Here is a 19364-nt window from a genome sequence, read left to right on the forward strand (position 1 = left end):
CTTCTCTTCCTCCTATAGTTCACTAGTTAATTGTGTGACGCTTTTTTTCATTCGTTCCATGATTGCCATCTTATGATTCCAGCAATCTGTTGATAAATCCACTGGATATTTTTGTGGATTCAAATCACGTTTGTATTCTTCCCAAAGAGAATCTAGGTTTCCTCTAGTATACTCTTTGATTTCTGCTAAAGTCGGTAAGTCATAGACTCTCTTTCCTTCCACAAAAATATCTTGTAAAATTGGCCGAGCAGTAAAGTCACGAACAGTTTTATTGATAAATGTATGTGTGGGGTGGAACATGAAAATCTCTTCTTCTTGTCGAGGATCTTCATCCCATAATGTCACATAATCACCTTCTGATTTCCCATCAAAATTACGAGTGATACGCCATACTTGTTTCTTACCGGGTGTGGTCACTTTTTCTGCATTGCTAGACAATTTGATCGTATCGATCATTTCGCCTTCTTCATTTTCAATCGATACTAGCTTGAAGACTGCACCTAATGCAGGTTGGTCATAAGCTGTAATCAGCTTCGTCCCAACGCCCCAAACATCGATTTTTGCTTTTTGCATTTTCAAGTTTAGAATAGTCGCTTCATCTAAGTCATTTGAGGCATAGATTTTCGCTTCTGTAAAACCAGCAGCATCTAGTTGTTCTCTGACTCTTTTTGAGATATACGCCATGTCCCCACTATCGATACGCACTCCTTGGAAGTTGATTTTGTCACCAAGTTCTTTCGCCACACGGATCGCACTAGGAACGCCCGATTTCAAGGTATCGTAGGTATCCACTAGAAAAACACAATCTTTATGCGTCTTTGCATACGCCATAAATGCTTCATAGTCATTCCCATAACTTTGAACAAGAGAATGAGCGTGAGTACCGCTTGCCGGAATCCCGAAAATTTTTCCTGCCCGAACATTGCTCGTTGCATCTGCTCCACCAATGTAAGCTGCCCGAGTACCCCAAACCGCAGCATCCAATTCTTGCGCACGGCGTGTACCAAACTCTAATAATGGATCATCACCGATCACTGATTTGATACGAGCTGCTTTCGTTGCAATCAACGTTTGAAAGTTTACCATATTCAATAATGCTGTTTCCACTAATTGACAATGGGCTAATGGACCTTCTACTTGGATCAACGGTTCATTCGCAAAAACGAGCTCGCCTTCACGAGCTGAACGAACAGTCGCTTTGAATTTGAATTCACGTAAATATGTCAAAAAGCCTTCTGGATATACATCCATCTCACGAAGATACGCAATATCTGTATCAGTAAATGTCAAATTTTCCAAGTAATCTACTAACCGTTCTAGCCCTGCAAAAACAGCGTAACCATGATTGAATGGCATTTCGCGGAAGTAACATTCAAATACTGCATGTTTATCTGCTCTATCTAGTTCCCAGTATGTCTGCATCATGTTGATCTGGTAAAGATCAGTATGTAGCGTCAAACTGTCATCTGAGTAAGTTGTCGTCATCTTTTTATTGCTCCTCTAAGCCAATTTTCATTTCTTATCTATTATAACAAAAAAATACCCTGGTAAAAGAAATCTTGTTTTATTTTGTATAAAGTAAAGAAATAAGACAGAAGGTTGTGAGAAAGCCGGGTAGCTCCGAGTAGTAAGTCAGAACTTGAGAAAATAGCTTCTCATATTTTTTCAAGTTCTGACTTACTATTGAAGGAGTTGGCTTTCGAACACCGTTTATCTAGGTTGTGAGAAAAGCGCTTTGACCTGAGTAAAAAGATAAATTTAAAAAAAAGCCAAAATCCCAAAAGATTCTACTATCTTGGGATCTCAGCGCTTTACTTTTTATTGTATTCATTTTTGGGGTTATCTAGTAGCTTAGCCATATTTATTTTGCTAGGCGATCGCAGCAATCGCTTGTTCTACAATGACGATGTCCTTATTCGGTCGCTTGAACTTCACCCCTGCTTGTTCTAATTCTTGCTTGACACCTACATGGATATTGACAGATTCTCGTTCTGTTTTCAGTACTTTTTTGATTGCATAATCAATCTCTTGTTTAGAAATTTTCTTTTTCGTATTGATCATCACTAATTGGACTTGATCGAACGTATCAATCAATAAAATTTGCGTACGATCAAGAGAAAACAGTTTATAAAATCGAATGGCAGAATTTCTAAAAAAGAAATCAACGATTTTAGGATAAAAGGTTTTGATATTCAAGTTGCTTGTTATCGGCGTTTCAATCAATTTCATAGTGATCCTCTTCTCTCTTTTTAACTTAAAATGAATCGCTTTCATAAATGATTAAAAAAACAATTTCATTTCCCTCTCTTTTGATAATAGTATAACATATAATCAAGCAGATAAAAAAGACGATTTTTTTCTTGACCTTCTCGTTACGTCAAGGATTATGCTAGTTTTGTCAGGAGGGAAAGCAATGGAATACACAATCAAAAAAATGGCGCAGCTTTCAGGAGTGAGCAGTCGGACACTTCGTTTTTATGATGAAATCGATCTCCTCAAACCAAAACGAATCAACTCAGCAGGTTACCGCATCTATGGTTCTAATGAAATCGACCGCCTGCAACAAATTTTATTTTATCGCTCCTTAGATTTTCCATTGAATCAAATTCGAGAATTGTTAGATGAGCCTACGTTCGATCATCAACGTGCACTCATCGATCATCAGAGAAAGCTATTGGAAAAACGAGCAGAAATCGATACTCTCCTGGCAACGGTCCAACAAACATTAGCACAATACGATGGAGGGAAAAAAATGACTGATCAAGAAAAATTTGAAGGCTTTAAAAAACAAAAACTAACAGAAAACGAAACAAATTATGGTAAAGAAATCCGCGAGAAGTACGGAGAAGGAACCATCGATAAAGCAAACGAACAATGGCAAAACATGTCGCAAGAAGTGTATCAAGAGATGCAAGCAGTGGAACAACGATTACTAAGTGATTTAACAACTTACCTGTCTGATAAATCTAATCAGGCACTCGCTAAAGAAATTTTTGACGCACATAAAAAATGGTTATTGTTTAGTTGGCCAACCTATCAAACAGAAGCGCATAAAGGATTAGGCACACTTTACATCTCTGATGAACGCTTCGCTGAATACTACGATTCTCGCAGTGGCAAAGGTGCGGCAGAAGCATTGAATGAAATCATCCAAGCAAATGCGTAAAAGAAAAAAGACAAATCTTTTTTGAGATTTGTCTTTTTTTTACTAACGTTGAATAAAAGTATACGGAATTTTCACCTGTTTAATTGTGCCATTCAAAAACAAACGAAAAGCGGTTTCACCACATTGTTTCAAATGATGGTCGATCGTCGAAAAATTCAACAGTTCACTGATCAGCATATTTTCCCGACCAACTATGGGAATTTTTTTATTTTGATAACTTTGGAGAATCCCAGCCGCTACCGTATCTGAATTCGTAAAAATACCATCGATTCCTCGTTCTTCAAAAAATTTTCCTGCCTGTTTTCCTTGTTCGGTATCGATGCACTGCCAGTAAACATCCGTCTCGTTAAAATCAGGAAAAATCTCTTTACATAGTTTCAACGTGATTTTCGAATTATAACTTAATCGTCCGGTTCTTCCCAAAGTAACACCTAAGCGTTTGACTCCTTGAGTTTTTAAAAAGGTTAACCCATCAGTAATTGATTGTTTTCGATCAATATAGACACTCATAGCCTCTAACCCTTCGATCTTTTCACAAAAGACGATAGGACCGTATTGTTGATAATCAAGCAACAATTCTAAAGGATTCGCTCTTGATGTGATGATCAATCCGTCAAATGCTTTTGCCGCAAACTCTTCCAAATATTGTTGCTCACGTTTTATTTGATAGTTTGTTGGTAATAACGTCACTTTATACCCTTCGCCAAAAGCGACTTCAATGATTCCACTTAATAGCTGATCAAAGTATGGGTGATTGGTGTATGGTAAAATGACACCGATATTTTTTGTTTTTCCAGAACTTAGTTGTCTGGCATTCGCATTCGGTACATAATTTAATTCTTTGATCACTTTCAAGATCTCTGCTCGCTTTGTCTCATCAACATACGGATGTTGATTGATTACACGAGAGACCGTTGAAACAGAATAGCCTGTTCTTTTGGCTATATCGCGGATGTTTGCCATGACTGCTGTTCGCCACCTATACAAAAAGATTTTCTTGTAGATAGTCTACCACAGCTGGCCCACATTCGAAAAATTGATACAACGTTCCTTGATCGTAAAAACTGATTCGTTGACCGCCCCAATAATCATCCTTGGTCAAGCCAGAAATATCTGCTAAATTGATTTTTCTGATTACTGATCGATTAAGACCTTGAAAACTAGATAACACGAGCATGGAATCTTTAAACTCGACAAATGCGTAGAAACATTGATTCTTTAAGCCTTGTGTTGTTTTGATATAGGTATTCATAAGAAGCCCTCCTTTATTTATGCTTTGAGTATACGGTATGAAACGCGTCTCATAGCAAGGAGTTTGCTTCTTTTATTCTTCTGGTTCACCTAGATTAGGATCTAAGCGGTTAGCAGCCAAGATAAATGGTGCCCAAATTAGTGCAGCCACTAAAAGATTGACGATCGTCAAGACGATTGCGCGCCAATCACCAGCTGTTGCTAAAAACCCACTAATGATCGTCGGCATGACCCAAATCACATTTACTACTACCGGACGAACAAGACCGGCCATTGTCGCAAAGTAAGCAATCGTAGCAGTTGCAAGCGGCGCCAAGATGAATGGAATCATCAACAACGGATTCAATACGACTGGTAGCCCAAACATTACTGGTTCATTGATATTGAACAAACCTGGTGCAATCCCTAATTTACCGACCGTTTTGTAATCTGCTCGTTTTGATAAAAATAAGATCATGACAATCAGTACTAATGTTACACCCGCACCACCAGGCCATACAAATGCTTCAAAAGAACCTGCTACCCATTTGAACGGGATCGGTTCATTATTTTGAAAGGCGTTGGTATTTTCGACCATCGCTGTACCATAAAGAGTCTGTAACACTGGCGACATGATATTTGTTCCATGTAATCCAAAGAACCAAAGAACATGAACCAATAATACGATAATAAAGACTGCCCCATAACCTTGCGACAAGTTCATCAAAGGTTTTTGAATCGCTTCAGAAATCCAGTCGATCAATGGTACGCCTGCTGTTTGTCTAAAGACATAATTGATTGTACCTACAACATATAAAGAAACAACTGCTGGAATAATTGCGGCAAAAGCTCGAGCAACTGCCGGTGGAACTGATTCTGGCATTTTGATAATAATTTTTTTACGCATCAATATCGCAAAAATGATGACAGAAATAAAACCAAAGATCATGGCTGTAAATAGACCAGAACCGCCCATGTATTTTCCAAAGTTGAAATAACCCCATGCGCCCATAGAAAGGGTCTGTCCACCATCGGCACCATCAGCAATCACACCACCTGCTGTAGTGATCATGTCCATCGCATCTTGTGACAATTTTTCTGGTAACGTCAAAACAGCTGTGGCAGCATCAGGTAATCCAATAATAAATGCAACTAATGATACGATACTTCCTGATACAGGGTCCACTTCATATGCTTTTGCTAAGTTTGCACCTAAAGACAGTGCGAATACGACAGCCATGATTGCTAGCGTCCCATTCCAAATCAAACCATTGACGCCAATAACCGGTGTAAAGAAAGTCGTAATGGCGTTTCCTTCACCTAAATACGTATTAGGAAAGTCACGCATAAACGCATTCAGTAACACAGCAATAGCTCCCGCCATCGTTGCCGGCATGGTTCCGATAAACGCATCACGTAAAGCGACTAGATGCTTTTCCGAACCAATTTTCGTGGCAACTGGCAAGATATATCTCTCCATCCATTCCATTAATTTATTCATCTTAATCCTCCTATAATTCAATCTCTATCAATATGAATGCGCATACATTATAATGATATTACAAATATAGCATAACTTTGTGAAATTCGCTAGAGAAATAACAAAAGAAAAGTGATGAGAAATGAATTTTCTGGCATAGATAATATATGCGAAATAAATAGACAAAAAAACTGACAAATTAAAGCGGCATTCTATCGATTTATTACTTAAAAGATTTGTATTAGCTGATAATTATCCCGCATTTAAAATACCAATCGCTTGTGACTTTATAACGAATAATCACAAAAAAAGATCTATCTATTTTCACACAATAGATAAATCTTTTTTTCTTATTATATCTAAAGATTATTTCTCCAGTGATAATCAGACTCGATTTTAAATTCAAATGAGGAAAAATCCTTGTACAGAGTTTTTGCGAATCATTATAAATCATCTCGTCTATATCACAAGATCCACTGTAGAAACTTGCAAATGAAAAATTTAGATAATCTTTTTCTTTTCGTTTACTTGCTCATACCACTTTTCAGCTTCTTCTCTGTGTTTTACATAGTCATCGGCAATCAAATATTTTAATCTTTCTTCTAACCTTTCAGCTACTTCTTTTTTTAATACATGTTTTCTAGTTCTAACTATCGATTTATAAAACGCATAAGGTTCAGCGACTAATCGGAATAATACATCTTGTTGCTCAGATAGAATTTCACCTTTTTCTAGTCTTGAAATAGTTGCATGACTAATTGCTAAAAGTTTACTGAGATCTCTTTGACTAAGACCATAAGTTTTACGAATTGCCTTTATTTCTTTATAAGTCAATAAACCTTTGATTTCACTATATTTTTCATAATCAGATAAATAATTTAAATCATAATTATCAAATGGTTCAAACATTTCTCCGCACTTATCACACTTATAATATGTGTGTGTATTTTTAAAATCTAATTCTTTTACCGTCGTATACTCTACAAGCGTCGTCCTAGTAAAACTTGAATCAATACCACACGCTTCACAAAAATAATTATTCACTTTACTACACCCCTCTCAAATGATAAATACAAGGCATAGTTGCCTCATGAAAAGAAAGACATTTCATTCCTTTATAAGATTTGATTTTTATGTAAAATTCGATTTCATTTATGTACTTCCCAAACTCCCATATATCCCCTGGTGTTCCATTATAATCACATACTGGACCATTCAAAAAATCTTTGTAAGACAAATTATCGCAAAGATACTCAAAAAAGATGGTTGGTGTCCATCCAAAACTTCTCAAGTAATCAATTTTTTGATTTCTTCTTCTGATGAACTGAAAATTTCCTGCGATATACTCTTTTTTTAATTCTTGTAAGAATTTTTCTACTGTGTACTTTTTCTTAACGAGCATCAAATCAGTATTTACCACTCTGAACCTCCTCCACAAGAGATAATTTGTTATCGTACAGTAACATCTTTTCATATATTAAACCATGCATGGTAATATAAAGCAATCCTAAAACCTAAATTTTTGCCCATAAAGATACCAAATTTGTAATAGCCTTGCTTAGCAAAAAAAATCGACCTATTAGAGTCAAGAGCTGACTCTAGCAGGTCGATATAATATGATGTTTTTACCAGTACTCCTACATCATGCCGCCCATCATTGATGGGTCCATTGCAGGTGCAGCAGGTGCAGCAGGTGCTGCTGGTTCTGGTTTGTCTGCAACAACTGCTTCAGTTGTTAACAGTAATGCAGAAACAGATGCTGCATTTTGTAATGCTGAACGAGTTACTTTTGTTGGGTCTACGATTCCGGCTTCCACCATGTTTACCCATTCACCAGTTGCTGCATTGAATCCTGTTCCTAAATCAACATTTTTCAATTTATCAACGATGACTGATCCTTCATAACCAGCATTTTCAGCAATTTGACGAATTGGTTCTTCTAACGCACGAGTAACGATCTTGATTCCTGTTGCTACGTCGCCTTCTGCTTCGATTGCTGCTACTTTGTTGATCACGTTCACTAATGCTGTACCACCACCAGAGACCATACCTTCTTCAACGGCAGCACGAGTAGCGTTCAACGCGTCCTCAATACGTAGTTTCAATTCTTTTAATTCTGTTTCAGTTGCTGCTCCGACTTTCACGACAGCTACTCCGCCAGCAAGTTTTGCTAAGCGTTCTTGTAATTTTTCACGGTCAAAGTCTGAAGTTGTTTCAGCGATTTGGTTTTTGATCAATTGAACACGTGCATCGATGGCTGTTTTATCGCCTGAACCTTCAACGATCGTTGTGTTGTCTTTATCCACAACTACTTTTGAAGCATTCCCTAAGTTTTCGATTGTTGCATCTTTCAATTCTAGCCCTAAATCATCAGTGATCACTGTTCCACCAGTCAAGACAGCAATATCTTCTAACATTGCTTTACGACGGTCACCAAATCCTGGTGCTTTTACAGCGACAACGTTGAATGTACCACGGATTTTGTTCAATACCAATGTTGGTAAAGCTTCTCCGTCTACATCATCGGCAATGATCAATAAAGGTCGTGATTGTTGTAAGATTTGTTCTAATAAAGGTAAGATATCTTGGATATTTGAAATTTTCTTGTCAGTGATCAACAAGTATGGATTTTCTAAAACAGCTTCCATTTTGTCGTTGTCTGTTACCATATATTGTGATAAGTAACCACGGTCAAATTGCATACCTTCTACGACATCTAATTCTGTTTCGATCCCTTTAGATTCTTCGATTGTGATAACACCGTCGTTGCCGACTTTTTCCATTGCATCTGCAATCAAACGACCTACTTGTTCTGAACCAGAAGAAACAGCCGCAACTTGTGCAATTGCTTCTTTTGAATCAACCACAGTTGAGATGTTGTGTAATTCTTCGACTGCTGATTTAGTTGCTAATTCGATCCCACGACGAATACCTAATGGGTTCGCACCAGCTGTTACGTTTTTCAAGCCTTCACGAACAATTGCTTGTGTCAATACAGTCGCAGTTGTTGTACCGTCACCAGCGATATCATTTGTTTTAGATGCAACTTCTGAGACAAGTTTTGCACCCATGTTTTCAAAATGATCTTCTAATTCGATTTCTTTTGCAATTGTCACACCATCGTTTGTGATCAATGGAGAGCCATATGATTTTTCTAAAACGACATTGCGGCCTTTTGGTCCTAATGTCACTTTTACTGTATCCGCTAATTTATCTACACCACGTAACATTGCTGCACGTGCATCTTCTGCAAATTTCAATTCTTTTGCCATTTTTTCGTCACCTCATCAATTATTTTTGTTTCGTAATTACTCAACAATCGCCATGATATCTTTTCCAGAGACGATCAAATATTCTGTTCCTTCGAATTTCACTTCTGTACCGGCATATTTTTCAAACATTACTTGGTCGCCTGCTTTGACAGCTGTAGGAACTTTTTCACCGTTTTCTAGCAAACGTCCCTCACCCACTGCTACAACTGTTCCAGTTTGAGGTTTCTCTTTCGCTGATGAAGCTAAAACGATTCCTCCAACAGTTTTTTCTTCTTCTTGCGCGACTTCAATGATGACGCGATCACCTAATGGTTTTAACACGATAAATCCCTCCGATAACTCTTTTTTTGAATCCATTAGCACTCTATCACATCGAGTGCTAACCTACATTTTTAATAATACTCATTCTCCTATTCATTTGCAAGCTTTTTAAATCATAGAAAAAAATTTTTTTTACTAGGTTGTGAGAAAGCCGTCCAGCTCCAAGTATTAAGGCAAAACGTGGGAAAATAGCTCCCCATATTTTTTCACGTTTTGACTTAATATTGAAGGAGCTGGCTTTCGAACACCGTTTATCAAGGTTGTGAGAAAAGCGTTTTGACCTGAGCAGTAAGCTGGAAAATCAGAAAATAGCTTTTCATATTTTTTGATTTTTCAGCTTAATGTTGAAGGTCAGCTTTGCGAACACCGTTTATCAAGGTTGTGAAAGAAGCGCTCAGCACTGAGTAATAAGACAGAAAAATCGAAAATGGCTTTTTCATTTTTGATTTTTCTGGCTTATTATTGAAGTGTTGCTTCTTGAACACCGTTTATCACAGGTTGTGAGAAAGCCGTCCAGCTCCAAGTATTAAGGCAGAACGCGGGAAAATAGCTTCTCATATTTTTTCAAGTTTTGACTTACTATTGAAGGAGCTGGCTTGGGAACACTGCTGATCAAACTTTTAAAAAACCGATCAGTACTATCTAATCAGAGAAATAATCCGATATGGTATAATGAAAAATAGATAAAGTTTAGTAACATATATTTTCATTGAATCACTAAAGTTCGACGAAAAGTTACTTCACCTATATTTAATTCGAGCAAGGAAGATGACTACACTTGGTTATCCACTTGTCTCAAGGAGGTTTTTTATGTCATTAAAAAAATACAGCTTTTTTAGCATTTTTTGTTACGGTCTAGTATTTGTTTCACCTTTGCTTTTGACATCGGTTGGACTTGTCAATTCAACATCGGGTTTGATCAATGCAACAACGATCACCTATATTTTGGGTGCAGTGATTCTATGGTTCTTATACTACAAGCATAAAGAACCGATTGATATCGAAGCAAAAGTACCTGTCGCTTCTCGCTCAAAAATCTTCCTATATGGAATCATCGGCATCTTTATTGCTCTGATTTTACAAAGTATCGCTGTGATGATCGAGAGTTTCTTTTTTGGAGAAGTGTCTCCATCTGAAAATACGCAAAATATCATTCAATTGATTTTAGACACCCCTGCTTTTATTATCGCCACTACGATAGCAGGACCAATCATGGAAGAATTTGTGTTCCGTCGGAGTATCCTTGGAATCGTCGGCCATTATACAAACTTTTGGGTAGGTGCGGGTGTCAGCTCATTCCTTTTTGCCTTGGCACATAATGATGGGCATTTATTGGTCTACTTCTTTTTAGGATTTTTCTTTAGTTTACAATATCGTTCGACTGGTCGAATCTGGACGCCAATGATCACACACATTGGTATGAACACTTTAGTTGTCTTCGTTCAGCTGGCGATACAAAGAGGTTTGATCTAAGTAACTCTACAAAAACAAAAAAAGCGGTAGATCCGAAATTTCCTTAAAATTTTCGGATCTACCGCTTTTTGTATAGGCGCTGATATTTACCGTTACAGCCTCTTGATTAAATGGAGAATAATTCTGTTGCAGCATCTGGATCCGTATCATACACATCGAAATCGTATCCAACGCCCAGATCTTTTTCTTTAAGAATATTTTCCATCGTCAGATGAGCCAATTCTTTCATATTGTTTTCTTTACTTAAATGTCCTAGATAGATACGTTTTGTACGATCTCCAATGACATCTGTCATGACTAGTGCGCCGTCTTCATTGGATAAATGACCACGATCACCTAAAATACGTTGTTTCAAGTTCCATGGATAAGGACCCATGCGCAACATTTCTAAGTCATGATTGCTTTCCATCAAATAGCCATCGGCATTTTCAATGATTCCTCGCATATGATCACTACAGTAACCTGTATCCGTCAACATCACAAACGAACGATTCTCTTTATGGAAGCGATAGAATTGTGGTGAAGCTGCATCATGAGACACCCCGAAACTTTCGATATCTAAATCACCAAATGTTTGGACTTTTCCCATCTGAAACAGATGCTTTTGTTCGATTGGAACATTCCCGATCATCGGTGCCATGGCTTCCCATGTTTTTTCATTTGCATAGATATCTAAATGGTACTTACGAGCCAAAACACCTACACCGTGGATATGATCCCGATGTTCATGCGTAACAAGGATACCGTCTAATTGATCCGGTGTCCGTCCGATCTGTGCCATCAAGGAAGTAATTTTTTTCCCACTCAGTCCTGCATCTACTAAGAGTCGCTTTTTGTCACTCTCGATGTATAATGAGTTTCCTGAACTCCCACTTGCAAGGATACTGATTTTAAAAGCTGTATTTCCTTCAGCCATTTTACTACTACTTCCCTTCTTACTTTGTAAACTTTTTTCATTATACCTACTTTTTTAATGATCTTCCACCTTTGGGATCGCATTATTTGTAATAATCGTATTACTGAACGCATTGACCGTTTCGATCTGATACGTTTTATCCGGGGTTTCAATTGCGACATACCATACTGGGACATACACATTTTTCTCACGTACTTTCAAAATACGAGAGTAAGCCAACTGACGCCAAAGAATTTTAGAACCTCGGGAGATTTTATTATTTACATACAATGTATTGATAGCTTCTTCTTCTGTATGTAATTCTGTTTTTTCCCGCAATTGTTCAATACTCGATAAGTGGGTTTGTGTAAACTTTGAAATACGATACTCATCCCCCTTTTTTTCGAGCGAGAAAATGATCTTCGCTGTATCATCATAAAATGGTAGCCCTTCATAGGTTTGACTTGCCGTGATTTCAGGAGAATCACCTTCTAACACAGAAAAATTTTTCATGTAAATATACTCGCTGCCAAATAAAACATCTTCTTCATTATCCAAAAAGTCATTGAGTGAGCTCGCCATACGATCTGGATCAAGTGCGTTACTTTCCCCTTCAGAGTCCGTTAATGTTTTAGTCAATATATTATCGTTGATCGAAACCCCACTCTCTAAAAGGCCACGTCGATTGTTTTCTTGACGATGCTTAAATAATGCTTGACTGAGTTCTGTTTCTTCTGCACTTAAATAGTATCCTTGTTTACTTTCTGAAGAAAAATCTCCAGTATAGGTAATATCATCATTTGCTAAACGCTTTTGGATCGTTTCAGTCTGATCCGATCGTATAACTGTATGCTCTTGATTGATTGCTTCATGATAGCTGCTAAACAAAAAGACATTCAATCCTAAAAAGGCGACGAAGAAAATCCATTCAATTTTTTTGAAATCCATATTACTCCGCCTCCTTCTCAGGTAACTTGGCTAACAATTCATTCGCAGAATGCCATTCTCCTTGATATTTCACATACCATTCTGGGAAGAGATCAACGACGCGATTGGTTTCCTCGATATTTTGCCATGTATAACCAACGATGATCAGCTCGATTTTCGATTCTTCCGCTCCTTTATCAATCAGTTCTTGATAGACTTCATCCGTGCTAGGCAACTCGACTTCTTCATCTGAAGGGATAGGAACTTGAATGGTATTTAAGCTTGTTTGGATACTTACTTGGTTACTCGCTTGCTCATTACCGATTTCGATCCCGACTTTCCCTTTGCTGTCTGAACCAAAAACAGGGAAACCTTCCACAAAAATACGATAATCGATTTGATTCTTATTGCGATCGAAATAACGAACATTTCCTAAAGCTCCGCCTAATTTGCTGACATAAGGAAAACTATCCGTAAAAATATTGTTAGGTTCTTCAGTCGTCGGCAACTCACCTCTAAAATCAACGATTTGATTCTCAGAATGGATCGTCATCGTTTCATTGCCATCATAAAAGATCAATTCAGTACTTTCATCATTATTTTTTACCTCATCTGCCTGAGAAAAGAAGGCATTTCGAAAGACCGTATACGGTTGCTGAGATAAAATATAACTGTATTTTTTCAATTTCATTGGTTCTTTAATGCTGTGCTGTGTTTCGATATTTGTTGGTGTGTTGAAGACAGGTGTCCAGTTGACATCCGAAGAATTTAAATCATGTTCTACCACATTCCAATCCATTGATAGACTAGCTTCATAAATCGTTTGTTGATCATAATCGATAAAACTGACTTTGTCTCCTTTTTCATCAAACTGGACACTCGTAAAGTAGACATCTTCGTTTTGAACTTCTCCTAGATCAATGTTCAATCCAAATGCTTTGACATAGCCGCTCAGCAGATATGGAGCATTGTATGAGAATTCGATTCCTTCATTGAGTGCCTTCTTCTGATCGAACTTTTCTTGATCTGCTTCCACGACTTCTGTCAACTTGCCGAAACGTGCGCCTTCGATCAATCCATGGATTCTAGAAATCAAGTTCTCGCTATTCGTTTCTTTCGCTGTCTCTTTTTGGAACCAAGTGAGGTGTAAAGGCAGATAAATTTCTGATGCTTTACGATAGCTTTGTGATTCAACCACTTGTGAAGTGGTCTCCTCCAAGTTGATTGAGGTTTTCCCAGCTGGACTTAGCCAAATCGCATAAGAGAAATATAAGCTTAATGCAACCATCAAGATCAAACCAATTCGTATAAATTTTTCAGAAATCTTCATTCCCACCATTCCTCCTCATACGGTTCATAAGGTAAAGAAATATAGAAGGTTGAACCTTGTCCCTCCTTACTTTCTGCCCAGATTGCGCCACGATGTGCTTTCACTACTTCACGAGAGATCGCTAAACCGAGTCCTGTTCCGCCTTGTGCTCTAGCTCTTGCTTTGTCCACTCGATAAAAACGCTCAAATACACGGTTCAAATCTTTTTTCGGAATACCGAGCCCTTGGTCCGTAATACTTAAAATCACATTGTTATGGGTTTCAAGTAAGCGACAGGTAATGGCGCCTCCATCAGGTGAATATTTGATCGCATTGTTCATGATATTGTCGATGACCTGGATGATTTTATCCGTATCGATCTCGACCCAAAGATCTCGTTGAGTGAACTCTCGACGGATCGTATAATTCTTCTCTTGATTCCCTACCATCATATCAAAACGATCTAACACAAAATTGACGAGTTCATTAAAGTTCACATACTCTAATTGTAACTGGGTATTCCCTGTATCCATACGAGAGAGATTCAGCAAATCGTTGATCATACGGATCATACGGTCGGTTTCATCCAAGGTCACTTTCAAGAAGTTCGGTGCGACTTCTTCGTCCTTCCAAGCGCCCTCACTTAGTGCCTCGATGTAGCTACGCATACTAGTTAATGGCGTACGCAATTCATGCGAGACATTTGAAACGAATTCTCGACGTTCCCGTTCCGTTTTCTCTTGTTCTGTAACGTCATGTAACACTGCAACTAACCCACTGATAAAACCAGATTCTCGTCGGATCATCGAAAAATCGACACGTAAGATCATTTGGTCTGCTTCTCGCGCTCCTGTCGAGCGATCTAAGATCATTTCATTCGGGTCTTCTAAAAGCTTACGTAGCGTGTATTCTTCTTCGATCGCTAATAGTGTCAAGATGGATTGACCGATTGCTTCTTCCTTTTTCAAATCTAATAATGAGACAGCCATATCATTGATCGTAATGATTTTCCCACGACGATCGGTTGCGATAACACCATCCGTCATATGTGACAAGACGCTATCAAGACGATTTCGTTCGGCTTCCATGGTGTCTTGCGCTTCTTCGATCCGTTCTGCTAACTGGTTGAACGTTTCAGCGAGTTGCCCTAATTCATCTTGTCCGTGGACTTTTACCTTGCGGCTATAGTCACCACGAGCAATGCGGATCGCTTGTTCACGCATTTCCCCAATCGGTTGCGTGATCGAACGCGCAACCAAGACAGAAACGATCATTGAAATGAATGCGGCGATCAATGAAGCAGTGAAAAAAATCAACGCTGTATTAGTGATCTCTGAATATTTTTGTTCAATATCACTTTTGACGTAAAGAGCCCCGATAACGGCGTCGCCGGTCGGGGACAAAATGGGTTGGATATTGATATTTACTCGTTTTCCATCGTCGTCTAAGGCGACATATCGTTTGGTTGTAAAATCATTGATATCGACATAGTCATTCTTTTTGCCGACCGAGCCTTGTTCACTGACTTCTGTCGTTGCACGAATGATCCCTCTTTCATCCACGACACGAATCTCGATAATATCGCTTGAGGCACTGGTCTCAATAAAACGTTTGATATTCGTATTGGCGTCATCGATACCTGCGCTGTCATTTCCTTTACGGTTCAGCTCCGGACTGATCGTTGTCGCTAACGTTTCTACTGTTTGGTTCATATCTTTGATAAAGGTATTGATCGTTGAACGTTCCAATCCCCTGATAAAATACGCTCCAATGATTTCAATTGAGATCAGTAAAATCAAAATAAATGTGATCGCTATTTTGAAGTTTACTGATCGAAAAAAACGGACTTTTCCTTTCATCCAATTACTCCTGTTCTTGATTACGCAAGTAGTATCCTACGCCTCGGCGTGTAACTAAATAGCTAGGATGACTTGGATTGTCCTCGATTTTTTCACGTAAACGACGAACGGTCACGTCTACTGTACGGACATCTCCAAAATAATCATATCCCCAAACGGTCTGTAACAAATGCTCCCGTGTCATTACTTGACCAATGTGTTTTGCCAAATAAAATAGAAGTTCAAACTCGCGATGAGTCAATTCGATCGTTTCGCCACGTTTTGTCACCATATAGGCATCGGGATGGATCGTCAAATCACCAATGACCAATTCAGAAGGAGTTACTTCTTCTACTTCTTTGGCAGCAGAAGCCCCACGTCGAAGGTTTGCTTTCACCCGAGCCACTAATTCCCGATTAGAAAATGGTTTGGTCACATAATCGTCTGCTCCAAGTTCTAAACCTAGAACTTTGTCAATCTCAGAATCCTTCGCTGTCACCATGATGATCGGCATGTCAAACGTTTTTCGCACTTCACGAGCCACTTCTAAGCCATCCATTTTTGGCAACATCAAATCTAAGACGATCAAATCAGGTTCCACCTCAGCTACCTTTGCTAAAGCTTCTTCCCCATCATACGCTGTATAAACATCATAGCCTTCTTTTGCTAAATTAAATTTGACGATATCCGAAATCGGTTTTTCGTCGTCGACAACTAGTATTTTTTTCATAAAGAGCCACCTCTTAGTTAGTATTGTCATTCTGTTCCATTATACCGCATTTCTTATCAGGTTTCATCTTTCTTAAAAAATAGCACGTTATTAATAAAAATCTCCTGACAGAAAACATGGATGCGGATAAAAATAAACCGCTAACTCGTTAAAGTTTTAGCGGTTTATTTATGTTTCTGTTATCCATGATCCACATAAGACAGATCAAAATAGTTGTTTCATTCGGGGCAAGATATCCCTTCAATTATTGGGAGTTGCCAGAAAACATGCCAGTGATCGAATCCCATATCCCACTAAAGAATCCTTTGATATTCTCCCAAAGACCTTTTGATCTTTCTTCAATTTGTTTGCGTGCCTCAGTTAAGTCTAATTCTTTCACGAAGTCTTCAAAAATGTTTTTATCTTTCATCTCGCTCATCAATGAAGTGATTTCAGTGACTTGATCGCTTGTCATGACATCTTCTAATCCATTATCTTTCAGTGCTTTTTCAACTGTCGTTTGAATATCTGCTTGTGTCAATTCTTTTCCATCAGCAGTTTTAGCCGCCAATTCTTCTTTTGCTTGCTCTTGTGCTTTGTTTAACGCTTCGTCAGAATAGCCGTCTTTATCTTTGTTTTCTTCTGTGATAGAAGATAAAACATCCATTTCATTTTGAGCGACAGATACTCTATCCTGATTGATGATCCCACCAGATTCTTCAACGATCTTATACACGCCTGCTAAAGCTCCTGAGCCATCGATCGGCACTGCGGATGCGACCGTCAATTTCGCATCAGTGATCCCAGCTGTCAACGCTGCATTTTGATATTGCGCAGCAGTGATTCGTGTGATATTTTCTGGTGTCGCGATATCGACAGTGATTCCTTCACCTTCAGAAAGTGTCTGCATACGGACAGAGCTATAAACTGCCCAGTCTGCGGTAAATCCACCATCAGGGATATAGGTCATTAAATCTGTACCAGATGTCTTATAAATCGGCGTCTCACCTTTGATCCCTAGTTTGTCTAATGTATAAGTTTCTTGTTCTTTCGTTAACGCATTACCGATTGCTACTGCATTGATCTGCAAACGTTCACTCGAACTACTTGATGTTGATGATTCAGAAGAATCAGTAGCAACTGTCGAGTCAACAGTTCCTGAAATCGGGACAATGCTTTGTGTTGTACCTGTCTCAGAAGAGTCCGTTGCGACTGCCGGGTCAACAGTTCCTGAAATTGGAACAATGCTTTGTGTTGTCGCCGTTTCTTCTGCTAATACGATTGGTGTCGCTAGTAAAACTTGGCTTGAGACCAAGAGAGTGGCAATTATTTTTGTTTTTTTCATACATAACCTCCATGTAGCTGTTTTCTGTTTTAAACATTGTACTATAAGGTCTATAAGATAACCTACGCCTCAAGGCTGATTTGAAAAGAATCTTATACTATCTTTTAATATTACTGGTGTTTTTTAACCATTATAACCTTTTTAGCCTTTCTTTCATCGTTCATAAAAAAAGCCCAACCTCCGACTATTTTCGAATGTTGGGCTTTGGACCTCGCCTTCTAGGCTTTTTTTTACTTTTGTATCATTTGATTTTAGTAGCGTAATTGCAATAGGATCGGCGATTGATTTTCTAACACTTTCGATTCAACGAAAATAACTTCTCCTCCGTATCGCATTACTTCGTAAATGATCTCATTCACGATATCTTCGACATAGCCTTCGTCGGTTGAGGAGATATCTAATAATTTGACTTGATGATCGACAATCACTGCCTCTTGGTAGTAATCGTGGTCAACGATCAATTTTTGTCCTTTTCCTTTGATTACTTGTCTATAGATATTGGCTACATCTCGCTCTAAACGTCCTTGATTTTCCATTCCTGCTAAAGTGTACAACAACGTTTCTTTTTGATGACGAATATATTCTTGGATCACCTGATTTGCTTGCTCTCCTATTGCCAACTCATTTTCGCCGCTATCAGCGGTAAAGTTTCCATAGATTTCCCCAACGATCAGTTCATCTTTATGGCAAATCTGCTTATACGCAGCAATATTTTCAGTTGTTCCAGCTAAAATGATTGGCCGTGGCGTACGATTCAAATAAGGTTGCAACTCAGAATCGATCCATTTAAAGAACTCTTTTTTGTAATTCGTTTGTACGCTTCCCATTGAGTTCAATACACGGTCTTTTGTCCAATAGCCTTTATTCCTGATTGGGAAATGCGCATCTTTCACTTCTTGTACTAAAATATGATCGACATATTCTAGTAGACGTGAACAATCCATCCCAATCGTCAACACATAATAGTGATTCATTTTACTTTCGCTTCTTAAGATTTCTTTTGTATGGAAATACTCATCGATAACGTATTGACTCTCCAACACAAATGGTACTTCGATTTGTTCATTGATACTTGGCGAAACAAAATAGACAATACTTCCTCTTTTATGCGTAGGTTGAAAGTCTTCTAGCAATTGATCAATTTTATTAATCATTGTTTTCGCCGCTGTTCCTGCCATTTCTTCCAACTCTAAAATAATCTGTTTTACAAGATTTTTTAACACTAGTTTATATTTTTCAGCACTTTTCTCGTCATTTGGCATCCCTAACATGATCGTCACCGCCGGATTTTCCCTGTGAGCACTTAATTCTACATAATTCATTTTGAAACTCCTTCTTTCTACCTATAAATAAACTGACATAGTGATCAATCGATATGATTCGTATTTCTATGTCTACT

The 19364-nt window shown here is 38.3% G+C and carries 18 protein-coding genes; 2 read left to right on the forward strand and 16 right to left on the reverse strand.

Annotation, left to right across the window (positions count from 1 at the left end; all coding sequences use genetic code 11):
- Positions 1-12: 12 nt before the first annotated feature.
- Both JZO83_RS00250 and JZO83_RS00255 read right to left on the reverse strand, forming a co-directional pair.
- The gene (locus tag JZO83_RS00250; protein ID WP_206856884.1) at positions 13-1485 is read right to left on the reverse strand and encodes a nicotinate phosphoribosyltransferase; all 1473 of its coding nucleotides are present in this window, start codon (positions 1483-1485) and stop codon (positions 13-15) included.
- 384 nt (positions 1486-1869) lie between these two features.
- Positions 1870-2229, reverse strand: a complete 360-nt coding sequence (locus tag JZO83_RS00255) for a DUF1827 family protein (protein ID WP_206856885.1) — start codon at positions 2227-2229, stop codon at positions 1870-1872.
- A 184-nt stretch (positions 2230-2413) separates the two neighbouring features.
- On the opposite strand from JZO83_RS00255, the gene JZO83_RS00260 reads away from it, so the two are divergent.
- Entirely contained in the window at positions 2414-3166 is a 753-nt protein-coding gene (locus tag JZO83_RS00260; RefSeq protein ID WP_207114708.1) for a MerR family transcriptional regulator, read from the forward strand.
- A gap of 42 nt (positions 3167-3208) precedes the next feature.
- Here JZO83_RS00260 and JZO83_RS00265 read toward each other — a convergent pair whose 3' ends face one another.
- The 7 genes from JZO83_RS00265 to groES all read right to left on the reverse strand — a co-directional run bounded on the left by JZO83_RS00265 (position 3209) and on the right by groES (position 9469).
- Positions 3209-4129, reverse strand: a complete 921-nt coding sequence (locus tag JZO83_RS00265; protein WP_207114709.1) for a LacI family DNA-binding transcriptional regulator — start codon at positions 4127-4129, stop codon at positions 3209-3211.
- A 16-nt stretch (positions 4130-4145) separates the two neighbouring features.
- Positions 4146-4418 carry a hypothetical protein gene (locus JZO83_RS00270; protein WP_206856888.1) on the reverse strand — a complete coding sequence of 91 codons (273 nt, stop codon included), beginning with the start codon at positions 4416-4418 and terminating at the stop codon, positions 4146-4148.
- A gap of 72 nt (positions 4419-4490) precedes the next feature.
- Positions 4491-5897: a PTS sugar transporter subunit IIC gene (locus JZO83_RS00275; protein ID WP_206856890.1), complete on the reverse strand. Its 1407-nt coding sequence runs from the start codon at positions 5895-5897 to the stop codon at positions 4491-4493.
- 480 nt (positions 5898-6377) lie between these two features.
- Positions 6378-6920 carry a type II TA system antitoxin MqsA family protein gene (locus JZO83_RS00280; RefSeq protein WP_207114710.1) on the reverse strand — a complete coding sequence of 181 codons (543 nt, stop codon included), beginning with the start codon at positions 6918-6920 and terminating at the stop codon, positions 6378-6380.
- A gap of 4 nt (positions 6921-6924) precedes the next feature.
- Positions 6925-7296, reverse strand: a complete 372-nt coding sequence (locus JZO83_RS00285) for a hypothetical protein (RefSeq protein WP_207114711.1) — start codon at positions 7294-7296, stop codon at positions 6925-6927.
- A 217-nt stretch (positions 7297-7513) separates the two neighbouring features.
- The gene (groL, locus tag JZO83_RS00290) at positions 7514-9148 is read right to left on the reverse strand and encodes a chaperonin GroEL (protein ID WP_207114712.1); all 1635 of its coding nucleotides are present in this window, start codon (positions 9146-9148) and stop codon (positions 7514-7516) included.
- Positions 9149-9184: 36 nt separating this feature from the next.
- A complete protein-coding gene (gene groES / locus JZO83_RS00295) occupies positions 9185-9469 on the reverse strand; it encodes a co-chaperone GroES (RefSeq protein ID WP_206856896.1) in 285 nt (94 codons plus the stop codon).
- Between the two features lie 810 nt (positions 9470-10279).
- Between groES and JZO83_RS00300 the strand changes: the two genes are divergently transcribed.
- On the forward strand, positions 10280-10942 hold the full coding sequence (locus tag JZO83_RS00300; RefSeq protein WP_206856898.1) for a type II CAAX endopeptidase family protein: 663 nt from the start codon (positions 10280-10282) through the stop codon (positions 10940-10942).
- 106 nt (positions 10943-11048) lie between these two features.
- Here the strand turns inward: JZO83_RS00300 and JZO83_RS00305 are convergent, their stop codons facing one another.
- The 7 genes from JZO83_RS00305 to JZO83_RS00335 form a co-directional block, all read right to left on the reverse strand.
- The gene (locus JZO83_RS00305; RefSeq protein ID WP_206856900.1) at positions 11049-11858 is read right to left on the reverse strand and encodes an MBL fold metallo-hydrolase; all 810 of its coding nucleotides are present in this window, start codon (positions 11856-11858) and stop codon (positions 11049-11051) included.
- 54 nt (positions 11859-11912) lie between these two features.
- On the reverse strand, positions 11913-12785 hold the full coding sequence (locus JZO83_RS00310) for a two-component system regulatory protein YycI (protein ID WP_206856902.1): 873 nt from the start codon (positions 12783-12785) through the stop codon (positions 11913-11915).
- 1 nt (position 12786) lies between these two features.
- On the reverse strand, positions 12787-14094 hold the full coding sequence (gene yycH, locus JZO83_RS00315; protein WP_206856903.1) for a two-component system activity regulator YycH: 1308 nt from the start codon (positions 14092-14094) through the stop codon (positions 12787-12789).
- On the reverse strand, positions 14091-15932 hold the full coding sequence (gene walK, locus JZO83_RS00320) for a cell wall metabolism sensor histidine kinase WalK (RefSeq protein ID WP_206856904.1): 1842 nt from the start codon (positions 15930-15932) through the stop codon (positions 14091-14093). The genes yycH and walK overlap by 4 nt, the downstream gene beginning before the upstream one ends.
- 4 nt (positions 15933-15936) lie before the next feature.
- On the reverse strand, positions 15937-16641 hold the full coding sequence (gene yycF / locus JZO83_RS00325) for a response regulator YycF (RefSeq protein ID WP_207114713.1): 705 nt from the start codon (positions 16639-16641) through the stop codon (positions 15937-15939).
- A gap of 244 nt (positions 16642-16885) precedes the next feature.
- A complete protein-coding gene (locus tag JZO83_RS00330) occupies positions 16886-17965 on the reverse strand; it encodes a DUF1002 domain-containing protein (protein ID WP_206856906.1) in 1080 nt (359 codons plus the stop codon).
- Positions 17966-18216: 251 nt separating this feature from the next.
- Positions 18217-19287: a hypothetical protein gene (locus JZO83_RS00335; RefSeq protein WP_206856907.1), complete on the reverse strand. Its 1071-nt coding sequence runs from the start codon at positions 19285-19287 to the stop codon at positions 18217-18219.
- Positions 19288-19364: the final 77 nt, after the last annotated feature.

This window comes from Enterococcus sp. DIV1298c (genome assembly GCF_017316315.1).
In the GTDB taxonomy this organism is placed as follows: Bacteria; Bacillota; Bacilli; order Lactobacillales; family Enterococcaceae; genus Enterococcus_B; species Enterococcus_B mangumiae.